Raw genomic sequence first — 12739 nt, 5'->3', positions numbered from 1 at the left:
CAGGCAGCTCCTGAAACAATAGCAACTGCGGTAGCAGTTATTGCTGCAGCATGGGCCGTGGTTTGGGGCGCACGCCGGGGGTCACGTCCAGTTCCAGCTTCTGGTTTTTGCGTTCCAGCGTGAAGCGCGAGGCCGTTCCCGGCTTGAGCGCTGCCACGCGGGACAGCAGTTGTGTGACATCGGTGACGGGCTGATCGGCGATGCCCACAATCACGTCGCCAGGGCGGATGCCTGCCTTGGCCGCCGGGCCGTTTTGCAGCACGCCGGTGATGATCACGCCTTCTTTGGCTTTCACGTCAAAGGTCTCGGCCAGTTCGGGCGACAGGTCGTTGGGCTCCACGCCAATCCAGCCGCGCGTGACCTGACCGTCTTTCACAATGCCGTCCAGCACCATCTTGGCCGTGGCCACGGGAATCGCAAAACCAATGCCCATGCTGCCACCTGAGCGGGAATAGATCGCGGTGTTGATGCCCAGCAGGTTGCCGTTGATGTCTACCAGCGCGCCGCCCGAGTTGCCGGGGTTGATGGCCGCGTCGGTCTGGATGAAGTTCTCAAAGGTGTTGATGCCCAGTTGGTTGCGCCCCATGGCGCTGACGATGCCGCTGGTAACCGTCTGGCCCACGCCAAACGGGTTGCCGATGGCCAGCACCTGGTCGCCCACTTCCAGGTTGTCGGAGTTGCCCAGCACCATGATGGGCAGCTTGTCCAGGTCGATCTTGAGCACGGCGAGGTCGCTGTCGGGGTCGGTGCCAATCACCTTGGCGGGCGCGTGGCGGCCGTCGTTGAGGACGACTTCGATTTCGTCGGCGCCTTCAATCACGTGGTTGTTGGTCAGGATGTAACCGCTGGGGCTCACGATCACGCCACTGCCCAGGCCGCCCTGGGCTTCGTTGCCCTGGTCACCGTAGAAAAACTTGAACCAGGGGTCGTTGGCATTGGGGTTTTTGCGCGCGGCCTTGCTGGTGTTGATGCTGACCACGGCGGCCGAGGCCTTTTGTGCGGCCTGGCGGAAACTGCCGGGCGGTACTTCACCGGGCTTGCCGGCCGGGGCCTCAAACAGCGCGATGGCCCCCTCCATGGAAGGGCCGTGGCCCAGCCACTGGGGCTTGAGCGTGGCAACCACAAAATAAGCCGCCAGCAATACAGTAGCGGTTTGGGAAAAAAGCAGCCAGAGACGTTTCATAGGTGCAAATTGTAGGGCTGCGGTCGATCGAGGCGCTGGGGCGGCGCAGTACATTGGGGGCTGCATGGCCTCAACGTCCCAAATCATCCATATCCAGCCACTGGCGCCACCCAAGCCGCCCGTGGCTGCGCCATGCAACGGCTGCGGTGTGTGTTGCCTGGCAGAGCCCTGCCCGTTGGGCGTGGTGTTGTCCGGGCGGCGCAGTGGGGCCTGTGATGCCTTGCGCTGGAGCGAGACAGAGAGCATCTACCGCTGCGGGGCCTTAGCAGAGCCTGCCGCCGTATTGCGCGCAGCATTGCCTGCGCTCCTGCGCTGGTTGGCGCAACCTCTGGCTTGGGGCCTGGCAAAACTCGCGCGCCGCTGGATTGCGGCGGGCACAGGTTGTGACTGCAGCATCGTGCCTGAGCCTGTGGCTTCAACGACAATGCGGGCACCCTCTGAACCTACCGTTCCATGACCGACCGCCAAGACCTTCACACCCTGCTGGATACGCTGCTGCAGCCCGAGCGTTTCAAGGACTACTGCCCCAACGGCCTGCAGGTCGAAGGGCGGGCGCAGGTGCGCAAAATCGTCTCCGGCGTCACCGCCAGCCTGGCGCTGATTGAAGCCGCCATCGCCGCGAACGCGGACGCCATCCTCGTACACCACGGCCTGTTCTGGCGCGGCCACGACGGCCGGGTCACTGGCTGGATGCGCCAGCGCCTCGCGCCCCTGCTGGCGCACAACATCAATCTGTTTGCGTACCACCTGCCGCTGGACGCGCACGCCGAACTGGGTAACAACGCGCAACTCGGTGTGCAGCTCGGTCTGCAGGCCGATGGTCGTTTTGGAGAGCAGCAACTGGGCTGGACCGGCGCGCCACTGAACGGACCGTTTGCCGATGCGCAGGCTTTGGCCCGTCACGCGGAGACCACACTGGGCCACGCCGTGGTGCTGGTGCCCGGCAAACCCGGCCCGGTACGCCGCGTGGGCTGGTGCACGGGCGGCGCACAGGGGTATTTTGAAGACGCGATTGCCGCCGGTGTGGATGCCTTCATCACCGGTGAAATTTCGGAGCCACAAGCCCACTACGCCCGCGAATGCGGCGTGGCGTACCTGGCCTGCGGTCACCATGCTACTGAGCGGTATGGCGCGCAGGCCGTTGCCGCGCATGCCGCTGTGCAGTTGGGGCTGGAGCACCAGTTCATTGACATTGATAACCCCGCCTGACATGCTGCGTCCCATTGCCATTACTTTGGGGGATGCCGCTGGCATAGGCCCGGAAATCATTGCCAAGTGTTTTGCGGCGCAACCGGAAGACGTGCGCGGTTGTTTTGTGGCCGGTGACGTGCAGGCCATGCGGCGTGCAGCGGCTTTGCTGGCCAGTGCCGGGCATCCGCCGTTGCCGGTAGCGCAGATAGCATCACCCGACGAAGCGCTTGACGTTCCGCCCCGTTGCATCCCGGTGCTCCAGGTCGGCGCCGCCTTGGCGCCCGTGGCCATGGGCCAGGTCAGCAAAGAGGCGGGCGAGTTTGCCGGGCGTTGCGTGCTGTGGGCGGCCGACGCGGCCCTGCGCGGCGAGGTGGCGGCTCTGGTCACCGCGCCGTTGCACAAGGAGGCGTTGTCGGCGGCAGGCGCACCCTACGACCGTTTTCCGGGCCACACCGAAATGCTGCAGGACGCGGCGGCGCGGCATCTGGGCAAGGCGGTGGCGGATGTGCCGGTGCGCATGATGCTGGCCAATGACGAGCTACGTACCGTACTGGTGAGCATCCATATGTCGTTGCGCGATGCGCTGGCTGCGGTGACGTTGGACAACGTCTTGCAAACCCTGTTGATCACCCACACGGCTTTGGCCGCAGTGCTGGGCCGTGCACCGCGTATCGCGGTGGCGGGGCTCAACCCCCATGCGGGGGAGGGCGGCCTGTTTGGCCGCGAGGAGCTGGACACCATCGTTCCGGCGATGGATGCCGCCCGCGCACAGGGCAGTCAGGTGTTTGGCCCCTATGCACCCGACACGGTGTTCATGCGCGCGCGCAACACGCCTGCCAAGCCCGGTGAATTTGACGTGGTGGTGGCGATGTACCACGACCAGGGGCTGATCCCAGTGAAGTACCTGGGGGTGGAGCAGGGTGTCAATGTGACGCTGGGCCTGCCGCTGGTGCGCACCAGCCCGGACCACGGCACCGCGTTTGACATTGCCGGTACTGGCCGCGCCGACGCGTCCAGCCTGTTGGCGGCCATTCGCATGGCACGCCAGCTCTGTGGCATCGAAAATATATGAAAAAAGGGGCTGTAGCCCGCGTAGGTAGTGCGCAAGCAGCTACTAAATCAATAGCAACTGGCGCGCCCCAGCCGCTGGCAATTTCCCGCCGGGCCGCCCCAAGGGTTCTCGAAGAGCGGCGAAGCCAAATTAGCCCCCATGGGGGGGGCAGCGACCCGCTCACGCATCTGTGGCCGCAGATGCGCTCACGTTGTGGCAATAGGCCATGCACGGCCTTAAGCCGTGCGTGGGCGGAGCGTGGGGGTTACTTCTTCAGACTGTCGCGAATTTCGCGCAGCAGTAGCACGTCTTCGGGCGTGACAACGGGTGGCGCTTCGGGGGCCGGAGCCTCTTTCTTCAGCTTGTTGATCTGCTTGACCATCAGGAAGATGATGAAAGCCAGAATCGCAAAGTTCACGCCCACGGTGATGAAGTTGCCATAGGCAAACACGGGCACGCCCGCCTTCTTGAGGGCGGCCAGCGTGGCCTCTGTGCCGGGTGGGACGTTGCCAAGCACCACGTAAAGGTTGGAAAAGTCCAGCTTTCCGATCACGGCGCCCACCAGCGGCATGATCAGGTCGGCCACGACCGAGTCGACGATCTTGCCAAACGCGCCGCCAATAATGACACCGACGGCCAGATCGATCACATTGCCCTTGACCGCGAAATCCTTGAATTCTTGCAACATTCCCATCGTGACCTGCCTTGCTTGGTTGAAAAATGGCCCCCATTGTCCACAAATCCGGCCTGGTCGAGCAGACACCAGGGCCCGGGAGCGTTGAATTCGGGTGTGGGCGTCAGCTACAATCCTTCGCTTACCCCTCCTAGCGATGTTCATTGAGGATTCTCATGAGTGAAACCCCTGTCGACACCAAAAAGATCGACGCCAGCAAACGGACTTGGTTGATTGCTTCCGGCTGCGCTGGTGCAGTGGGCGGTGTCGCAACCGCCATCCCCTTTGTGAGCACTTTCCAGCCTTCCGAGCGCGCCAAGGCCGCCGGTGCTGCCGTGGAAGTAGATATCGGGGAGATCAAGCCCGGTGAAAAAATCACGGTTGAATGGCGCGGCAAGCCGGTCTGGATCGTGCGGCGTACGCCTGAGCAGGTCGCAGCACTGCCGAACCTGGATGGTCAACTCGCAGACCCCAAGTCTGAGCGCAAACCCAGTGAACTGACCCCCGAGTACGCCCGCAATGAGGGACGTTCCATCAAGCCCGAATTTTTTGTGGCTGTGGGTATCTGCTCGCACCTGGGTTGCTCGCCTTCCGACAAATTCCAGCTTGGCGCCCAGCCGTCCCTGCCGGACGACTGGAAGGGCGGCTTCCTGTGCCCGTGCCACGGCTCCACCTTTGATATGGCTGGCCGCGTCTTCAAGAACAAGCCCGCTCCGGACAATCTGGAAGTGCCACCGCACATGTACCTGTCTGACAGCAAGCTGCTGATCGGCGAAGACAAGAAAGCCTGAGGAAGAACAATATGGCTGAATTCAAGGAAATCTCTCCCAACGCCTCGGCTAGCGAAAAGGTGACGAACTGGTTTGAAAACCGGTTCCCCACCGCCTTCGATGCGTACAAGGTCCATATGTCGGAGTACTACGCTCCGAAGAACTTCAACTTCTGGTACATCTTCGGTTCGCTGGCCCTGCTGGTGCTGGTGATCCAGATCGTGACCGGCATTTTCCTGGTCATGCACTACAAGCCCGATGCCGCCTTGGCATTCGGTTCGGTGGAATACATCATGCGTGATGTGCCATGGGGTTGGCTGATTCGCTACATGCACTCCACGGGTGCTTCCGCGTTTTTTGTGGTGGTTTACCTGCACATGTTCCGCGGCCTCATTTACGGCAGCTACCGCAAACCACGCGAACTGGTCTGGATCTTTGGCTGCGCGATCTTCCTGTGCCTGATGGCTGAAGCCTTCATGGGTTACCTGTTGCCTTGGGGCCAGATGTCCTACTGGGGCGCCCAAGTGATCGTGAACCTGTTTGCCGCGATTCCTTTCGTTGGTCCTGATCTGGCTTTGCTGATCCGTGGCGACTACGTGGTGGGTGACGCCACGTTGAACCGCTTCTTCAGCTTCCACGTGATTGCCGTACCGCTGGTCCTGTTGGGCTTGGTGGTGGCGCACTTGCTGGCGCTGCACGACGTGGGTTCCAACAACCCCGACGGTATCGAAATCAAGGGTCCCAACGCCCCCCGCGATGCAGCAGGCCATCCGCTGGACGGCGTGCCTTTCCACCCCTACTACACGGTGCATGACATCTTCGCCGTGAGCATGTTCCTGATGGTCTTTACCGCCATCATCTTCTTTGCGCCTGAGATGGGTGGTTACTTCCTGGAGTACAACAACTTCATCCCGGCTGATCCGCTGAAGACGCCTGCGCACATCGCGCCGGTCTGGTATTTCACGCCGTACTACTCGATGCTGCGTGCCATCACCAGCGAGATGATGTATGCGTTGATTGCCTGTGTACTCGGCGCTGCTGCATTCAGCATCTACAAGTTCAAGATGCCGACCCTTTTCAAGGCGGTGATCGCTGGTGCCGCCGTGGTGGCCACTGTGCTGATGCTCAATATCGATGCCAAATTCTGGGGCGTGGTGGTGATGGGCGGCGCTGTGATCATCCTGTTCTTCCTGCCTTGGCTGGACTACAGCCCGGTCAAGTCCATCCGTTATCGCCCTGACTGGCACAAATACCTGTATGGCATTTTTGTCATCAACTTTGTGGTCCTGGCCTACCTGGGCGTACAGGCACCATCCGCTCTGGGAGAGCGTGTCTCGCAAGTTGGAACCTTGTTCTACTTCGGTTTCTTCCTATTGATGCCTTGGTGGAGTGCGTTGGGTGCGTCCAAACCAGTTCCCGCGCGTGTGAACTTTGCGGCCCACTGAGCGCAGGAGACGACTGACATGAAAAAAATCATCATTACTCTCGTGGCGGCTCTGGGCTTCGTAGCCGGTGCCCATGCTTCGGGCGGCGGCCACCCCCTGGACAAGGCGCCTTCCAAGACCAACGATTTGGCATCCCTGCAAAACGGTGCCAAGCTGTTTGTAAACTACTGCCTGAACTGCCACTCTGCGGCGTTCATGCGCTTCAACCGCCTGAAAGACATTGGTCTGACCGACCAACAGATCAAGGACAACCTGCTGTTCACCACCGAAAAAGTGGGTGAAACCATGAAGGCGGCGATTGATCCCAAGCAGGCCAAAGAATGGTTCGGTGCCAATCCTCCTGATCTGACCGTGATTGCCCGCTCGCGTGCAGGAGCCGGTGGTTCGGGTGCCGACTACCTGTACACCTACTTGCGTACCTACTACCCTGACGAAACCAAGGCCACGGGTTGGAACAACCTGGTGTTCCCCAGCGTAGGCATGCCCCACGCTTTGTGGGAATTGCAAGGCAAGCGCGTGCCGGTGTACGACACGGTCGAAGAGCATGGCCACGAAGTGCATGTCTTCAAGGGCTGGCAACAAGTGACACCCGGCACGATGACACCCACCCAATACGACCAGGCTGTGGGTGATCTGGTGAATTACTTGCAGTGGATGGGTGAGCCCGCACAGAACACCCGTGTTCGCGTGGGTGTGTGGGTGTTGTTGTTCCTCTCGGTGCTGACGCTGTTTGCGTGGCGCCTGAATGCGGCGTTCTGGAAAGACGTCAAGTAAGTCGCGTGCTGTCGCACGGGTCGTAAAGGCCTTGCGTGATGGTGTCAGAGTGGGTTTGCCAAGGCGACCCACTCTTTTTCATTTTTTAGGAGTCTCCCGCCATGATGGTGCTGTATTCAGGAACAACCTGCCCTTTTTCCCACCGCTGCCGCTTTGTGCTCTTTGAAAAGGGCATGGACTTCGAAATCCGTGATGTGGACCTGTACAACAAGCCCGAAGACATCAGCGTGATGAACCCTTACGGGCAAGTGCCGATTCTGGTCGAGCGCGACTTGATTCTGTACGAATCCAACATCATCAACGAGTACATCGACGAGCGTTTCCCGCATCCCCAATTGATGCCCGGTGACCCGGTCGACCGCGCCCGTGTACGCCTGTTCCTGCTGAATTTCGAGAAGGAGCTGTTTGTCCACGTATCCACGCTCGAAGCCCGTGCTTCCAAGGGCAACGAGAAGGCGCTGGAAAAAGCCCGTTCACACATCCGTGATCGTTTGACACAATTGGCCCCTGTGTTCCTCAAGAACAAGTACATGCTGGGCGACAACTTCTCCATGCTGGATGTGGCGATTGCCCCTCTGCTGTGGCGCCTGGACTACTACGGCATCGATCTGAGCAAGAACGCTGCTCCGCTGCTCAAATATGCAGAACGCATCTTCTCGCGCCCTGCCTACATTGAAGCGCTGACGCCTTCCGAAAAGGTCATGCGCAAGTAAGCCCTGTTGTTGCCATGATTGACGCCAAAGATTCCAGCTCTACGCGCCCCTATCTCATTCGTGCGTTGTACGAATGGTGCACCGACAACGGGTTCACGCCGTTCATCGCCGTTCTGGTGGATGAGCGGGTGCGTGTGCCCAATGAGTATGTGAAGGACGGTGAAATCGTGCTCAACATCAGTTTCGATGCGACCAGCGCATTGCAACTGGGCAATGATTTCATCGAGTTCAAAGGGCGCTTCGGTGGCGTGGCGCGGGATATTCTGGTGCCCGTGGACCGGGTGCTGGCTATCTATGCGCGTGAGAACGGCCAGGGAATGGCCTTTCCCATGCTGGCGACATCGGGCGACGCACCTGAAGAAACACCGGCCAGTGAAGCCAAGGTGACGGTGTTGACCAGTGTGGAAACGCCCGCTGAAGACAATGGGCCAGACACACCACGCCCTCCCAGCGGAGCACGACCTTCGCTCACTCGCATAAAGTGAGCTTTTGCTGAGGTAGAATCCAGCCCGTGCCGCTTTAGCTCAGTTGGTAGAGCAACCGCCTTGTAAGCGGTAGGTCGTCAGTTCGAATCCGACAAGCGGCACCATTTTTCCGTCCCCAGCGTCTTCTTAACCGGCGCTGTGCGACATTTGAACCTTAAGCCGAATTGCGCTAACCTCCCATCCCTTGGAGCGTAGATGCGATTCCATGGAGGGCAGGAGTTGGCGGATTTTGGCTGCAACGGCGTTGTTGTCCAGAATCAGGCACCAGACGCCACCCTCGATAGGACCGGCCTTGACGGCCTTGCGCAGGCTGCTGGGGATAAGGGTCTCCACTGCTTTGAGGCGCGCCGAAGAGTCTGTGGCAAGCTCAGCCAAGCGCGCCAACGTAGGCGATTCTTGTGTGGCCTGTAACAGCGTGATGGCGTGGTTGCGGCGGTTCATGGCCCAAGAGACGTGAAAGGTGAATGCGATGCAGTTGATTATCACGGATGCCTGGCTCGCGAAGAGCAGGGCCTTCCACTTAAGTGGCACCAAACTGGTTGCGGCCCTGTTGGGCTTGTCTTTGGTACTGATGCTGGTGTCGCTGGGCATGTACCACTGGGTTTTCCTCAAAGGCGCACGCGAAGGCTGGCCCATCATTGGTTCTCTGGTCAAGCTGGTGGTCAAGGATGAGTTTGCCCAGCGTGACCGCTTCATGCGCGAAAACATCGAAGTCATGGCCAAGAAGCTTGGCGAGATGCAGGCCAAGATGCTGCAACTGGAGTCTTTGGGCGAACGGGTTTCCGGTTTGGCCGGCATCAACCCCGCAGATATCAAGATCAAACCAGGACAAGGCGGTGCCTTGGTGTCGGGACGTGACCTGAGCATGGAAGAGCTGCAAGCCACGCTGAACGACCTCGATGAACTGGCCGGACAACGGGCCGATCTGATGACGGTTATGGAGTCGCGCCTCTTCGAGCAGAAAATCAAGAAAATGATGGTGCCCACCCAATTGCCGGTGCAAGGCGGCAATCTGGGGTCTGTCTTTGGCTGGCGCATTGATCCGATTACCGGAAAGTCTGCTTTGCATACCGGGCTGGATTTTCCGGCAGATACGGGTACCGCGATTTTTTCTGCAGCTGGCGGTGTGGTGGTGACCCAGGAGTTCCACCCCCAATACGGCAATATGATTGAAATCGACCATGGCAATGACCTGATTTCCCGTTACGCCCACACCTCGCGGGTGTTTGTCAAAAAGGGCGATCTGATCAAGCGGGGCCAGAAGATTGCGGAAGTGGGTACCACCGGGCGTTCCACTGGCCCGCATTTGCATTTCGAGGTTCTGGTGCAAGGGGTGCCTCAGGATCCCCAGAAGTTCCTCAACGCGGGGCGCAACCTCCCATCCGCACCTCAGGTCGCAAAGGTCACCCCTGCTGTAACTTCGGCGCCCGTTCCCCAAATGGCCGCATCGGCCGGACAGCCCGCCGCGCAACGCTAAAATCAGTGGTTTGGTTGGTTCAGCATGGACACATGGGCTTCACGGCTTGTGTTTCCCTGAAGCGGCCCCATTTCACCCTGATTAGAAAAAGGACTGCGCTGTTCTGTTCCCCGATAGTGGGGGCCAGGCCAGTCTTGCTTGCATGGCCATCAATATCCTTACCAAAATCTTTGGCAGTCGCAATGACCGCCTGCTGAAACAGTACCGTACAGCCGTTGCGCGCATCAACGCCCTGGAACCCCAGTTTGAGCAGTTGACCGATGACGGTTTGCGCGCCAAGACGCAGGAGTTCAAGGAGCGTGTTGCCAAGGGTGAAACGCTGGATGCAATCTTGCCCGAAGCGTTTGCGGTGGTGCGCGAGGGCTCCAAGCGTGTCATGAAGATGCGCCACTTTGATGTGCAGTTGTTGGGTGGCATATCCTTGCACAACGGCAAGATTTCCGAGATGCGTACCGGAGAGGGCAAGACCCTGACCGCGACATTGCCCGTGTACCTGAATGCCCTGACCGGAAAGGGTGTGCACGTTGTTACCGTCAATGATTACCTGGCCAGCCGCGATGCGCAGTGGATGGGGCGTTTGTACAACTTCCTCGGTTTGACCGTGGGTATCAATTTGCCACAAGCACCGCGAGAAGACAAGCAAGCTGCCTACAACGCCGACATCACCTATGGCACCAATAATGAATACGGTTTTGACTATCTGCGCGACAACATGGTGTACGAGGTGGCAGACCGTGTGCAACGCGGACTGAACTTCGCGATCGTCGATGAGGTTGACTCGATCCTGATCGACGAGGCGCGCACGCCCCTGATCATCAGCGGTCAGGCCGAAGACCACACCGACTTGTACATCGCCATCAATAAGGCCATTCCCAAGCTGGTGAAGCAAGAAGGTGAAGCCGACCCCCGCACGGGTGAGGGCGTGACCAAGCCCGGTGACTTCACGCTGGACGAAAAAAGCCACCAGGTCTTTCTGACCGAGCAAGGGCATGAAAGCGCTGAGCAGATCTTCGCTGAACTGGGCCTGATTCCTGCCGGCTCGTCCTTGTACGACCCAGCCAATATCACGCTTATGCACCATCTGTACGCAGCGCTGCGTGCCAACCACCTGTACCACCGTGACCAACACTATGTGGTGCAGCAGGGTGAGATCGTGATCGTGGATGAATTCACGGGACGCCTGATGACAGGTCGTCGTTGGAGCGATGGTCTGCACCAGGCGGTGGAAGCCAAGGAAGGCGTGCAGATCCAGGCCGAGAACCAGACACTGGCCTCCATCACCTTCCAGAACTACTTCCGCCTGTACGGCAAGCTGGGTGGCATGACCGGTACGGCCGATACCGAGGCCTATGAGTTCCAGGAAATTTATGGCCTGGAAACCGTGGTCATTCCGCCAAACCGCAAGAGCCTGCGCGAAGACCAATTGGATCGCGTCTACAAGACCACACGTGAGAAGTACGAAGCCGCCATCAAGGACATTCGTGAATGTTACGAGCGCGGTCAGCCCGTGTTGGTGGGCACCACGTCGATTGAGAATTCGGAAATCATTGCGCAGTTGCTCGACAAGGAAAAACTGCCGCACCAGGTGCTCAACGCCAAGCAGCATGCGCGCGAAGCCGACATCGTCGCGCAAGCGGGTCGCGCCAAGATGATCACCATTGCCACGAATATGGCCGGTCGGGGAACCGATATCGTGCTGGGTGGTAATGTCGAAAAAATTATCGAGGCGATAGAAGCCGATGAATCCCTGGATGCAGCTGCCAAGCAAGTCAAGATTGCCGAAGCGCGCACGCAGTGGACCCAAGACCATGAGCAAATCAAGGCGTTGGGCGGCCTGCGCATCATCGCCACCGAGCGCCATGAATCCCGCCGTATCGACAACCAGTTGCGCGGCCGTTCTGGCCGTCAGGGTGACCCTGGCTCGTCACGCTTCTACCTGAGCCTGGACGATGCCTTGATGCGCATCTTCGCGGGTGACCGCGTCAAGGCCATCATGGATCGCCTCAAGATGCCGGATGGTGAAGCCATTGAAGCTGGCATTGTGACCCGCAGCATTGAGAGCGCACAGCGCAAAGTGGAAGCGCGCAATTTCGACATGCGCAAGCAGTTGCTGGAGTACGACGATGTGTCCAACGACCAGCGCAAGGTGATTTACCAGCAGCGCAATGCCATTCTGGATGCGCAGGACCTGAGCGCACAGATTGCATCCTTGCGCGAAGGCTGCTTTCATGATTTGGTGCGCCAATACATTCCCGCCGAATCGGTAGAAGAGCAGTGGGATGTGCCGACCTTGCAAAAGGCCTTGGCAGATGACTGGCAAATGGAACTCGACCTGCAAAAGCAGGTGAGTGAAGCCAGCGCCATTACTGACGACGATCTATTGACCACGGTGACTGCGGCAGCTGACACGCTGTTCAAAAACAAGGTGGAGCAGGTCGGTGAGGCGAACTTTACGCAGTTTGAACGCATGGTGCTGCTGCAAAGCATTGACAGCCATTGGCGCGATCACCTGAGCGCGCTGGACTACTTGCGCCAGGGTATTCACCTGCGGGGCTACGCACAAAAGCAGCCTAAACAAGAGTACAAACGCGAGGCTTTCGAGCTGTTTGGGCAATTGCTCGACTCGGTAAAGAACGACGTTACCAAGGTGCTGATGACGGTGAAGATCCAGTCCAGTGCGCAGTTGGAAGAGGCTGCCGAAGCCATGGAAAGCCGTGGCGAGAGTATTGCCAATGTGACCTACAGCGCGCCGACCGAGACTGGCGAAGTGGAAACCACGCTCGACGAAGGTACAGTGCGCGGCGCATCTGCACCCGCGTCGCAACTGGCCCGTGTGGGGCGCAACGATGCCTGTCCTTGTGGCAGCGGCAAGAAGTACAAACACTGCCACGGCAAGTTGGCCTGAAATCCATGTACCCCCAAGCTCACATTTTTTCGCTGCCCCCCAAGGGGGCGCATGCCTCCCTAGAGGCGGCTC

13 protein-coding genes and 1 tRNA gene are annotated in these 12739 nt (G+C 59.4%); 11 read left to right on the top strand and 3 right to left on the bottom strand.

Annotated features, from left to right (window positions below; genetic code table 11):
• Nucleotides 1–37: 37 nt before the first annotated feature.
• Nucleotides 38–1183 (bottom strand): S1C family serine protease, encoded by a 1146-nt coding sequence (locus tag RS694_RS16145; RefSeq protein WP_029707402.1) that lies wholly within the window; start codon nt 1181–1183, stop codon nt 38–40.
• Between the two features lie 64 nt (nt 1184–1247).
• Here RS694_RS16145 and RS694_RS16140 point away from each other — a divergent pair, with 64 nt between their 5' ends.
• From RS694_RS16140 to pdxA, 3 genes are read left to right on the top strand one after another with little or no spacing between them, the layout of a single operon-like run.
• The gene (locus RS694_RS16140) at nt 1248–1640 is read left to right on the top strand and encodes a hypothetical protein (RefSeq protein WP_076069824.1); all 393 of its coding nucleotides are present in this window, start codon (nt 1248–1250) and stop codon (nt 1638–1640) included.
• Complete coding sequence (locus RS694_RS16135) at nt 1637–2392, top strand: Nif3-like dinuclear metal center hexameric protein (protein WP_029707405.1); 756 nt, start codon at nt 1637–1639, stop codon at nt 2390–2392. Before RS694_RS16140 ends, RS694_RS16135 begins: the two co-directional genes overlap by 4 nt.
• A 1-nt stretch (nt 2393) precedes the next feature.
• Entirely contained in the window at nt 2394–3446 is a 1053-nt protein-coding gene (gene pdxA, locus RS694_RS16130) for a 4-hydroxythreonine-4-phosphate dehydrogenase PdxA (protein ID WP_029707407.1), read from the top strand.
• A gap of 244 nt (nt 3447–3690) precedes the next feature.
• Here the strand turns inward: pdxA and mscL are convergent, their stop codons facing one another.
• Nucleotides 3691–4119 carry a large conductance mechanosensitive channel protein MscL gene (gene mscL, locus RS694_RS16125; RefSeq protein ID WP_029707408.1) on the bottom strand — a complete coding sequence of 143 codons (429 nt, stop codon included), beginning with the start codon at nt 4117–4119 and terminating at the stop codon, nt 3691–3693.
• Nucleotides 4120–4274: 155 nt separating this feature from the next.
• On the opposite strand from mscL, the gene petA reads away from it, so the two are divergent.
• From petA to RS694_RS16095, 6 genes are all read left to right on the top strand, one after another.
• Entirely contained in the window at nt 4275–4889 is a 615-nt protein-coding gene (gene petA, locus RS694_RS16120; RefSeq protein ID WP_029707409.1) for a ubiquinol-cytochrome c reductase iron-sulfur subunit, read from the top strand.
• 11 nt (nt 4890–4900) lie between these two features.
• Nucleotides 4901–6313, top strand: coding sequence for a cytochrome b (locus tag RS694_RS16115; RefSeq protein ID WP_029707410.1), 1413 nt, complete (start codon nt 4901–4903; stop codon nt 6311–6313).
• 18 nt (nt 6314–6331) lie between these two features.
• Nucleotides 6332–7087: a cytochrome c1 gene (locus RS694_RS16110; RefSeq protein WP_029707411.1), complete on the top strand. Its 756-nt coding sequence runs from the start codon at nt 6332–6334 to the stop codon at nt 7085–7087.
• 101 nt (nt 7088–7188) lie between these two features.
• Nucleotides 7189–7800, top strand: a complete 612-nt coding sequence (locus RS694_RS16105) for a glutathione S-transferase N-terminal domain-containing protein (protein ID WP_029707412.1) — start codon at nt 7189–7191, stop codon at nt 7798–7800.
• Between the two features lie 14 nt (nt 7801–7814).
• On the top strand, nt 7815–8285 hold the full coding sequence (locus tag RS694_RS16100) for a ClpXP protease specificity-enhancing factor (RefSeq protein WP_029707413.1): 471 nt from the start codon (nt 7815–7817) through the stop codon (nt 8283–8285).
• Nucleotides 8286–8313: 28 nt separating this feature from the next.
• Nucleotides 8314–8389 (top strand) — tRNA-Thr (locus RS694_RS16095).
• A gap of 22 nt (nt 8390–8411) precedes the next feature.
• On the opposite strand, the gene RS694_RS16090 is transcribed toward RS694_RS16095, so the two are convergent.
• Entirely contained in the window at nt 8412–8726 is a 315-nt protein-coding gene (locus RS694_RS16090) for a hypothetical protein (protein ID WP_029707414.1), read from the bottom strand.
• A 28-nt stretch (nt 8727–8754) separates the two neighbouring features.
• Between RS694_RS16090 and RS694_RS16085 the strand changes: the two genes are divergently transcribed.
• Together RS694_RS16085 and secA are read left to right on the top strand one after the other, a co-directional pair.
• Nucleotides 8755–9762 (top strand): M23 family metallopeptidase, encoded by a 1008-nt coding sequence (locus RS694_RS16085; protein ID WP_037247204.1) that lies wholly within the window; start codon nt 8755–8757, stop codon nt 9760–9762.
• Between the two features lie 142 nt (nt 9763–9904).
• Nucleotides 9905–12667 carry a preprotein translocase subunit SecA gene (gene secA, locus RS694_RS16080; RefSeq protein ID WP_029707416.1) on the top strand — a complete coding sequence of 921 codons (2763 nt, stop codon included), beginning with the start codon at nt 9905–9907 and terminating at the stop codon, nt 12665–12667.
• Nucleotides 12668–12739 lie beyond the last annotated feature (72 nt).

Origin of the sequence: Rhodoferax saidenbachensis (genome assembly GCF_001955715.1) — a bacterium.
Taxonomy (GTDB): domain Bacteria; phylum Pseudomonadota; class Gammaproteobacteria; order Burkholderiales; family Burkholderiaceae_C; genus Allorhodoferax; species Allorhodoferax saidenbachensis.
The sequence above is the reverse complement of the archived record's forward strand: the minus strand, read 5'-3'. Positions and strand labels throughout refer to the sequence as shown.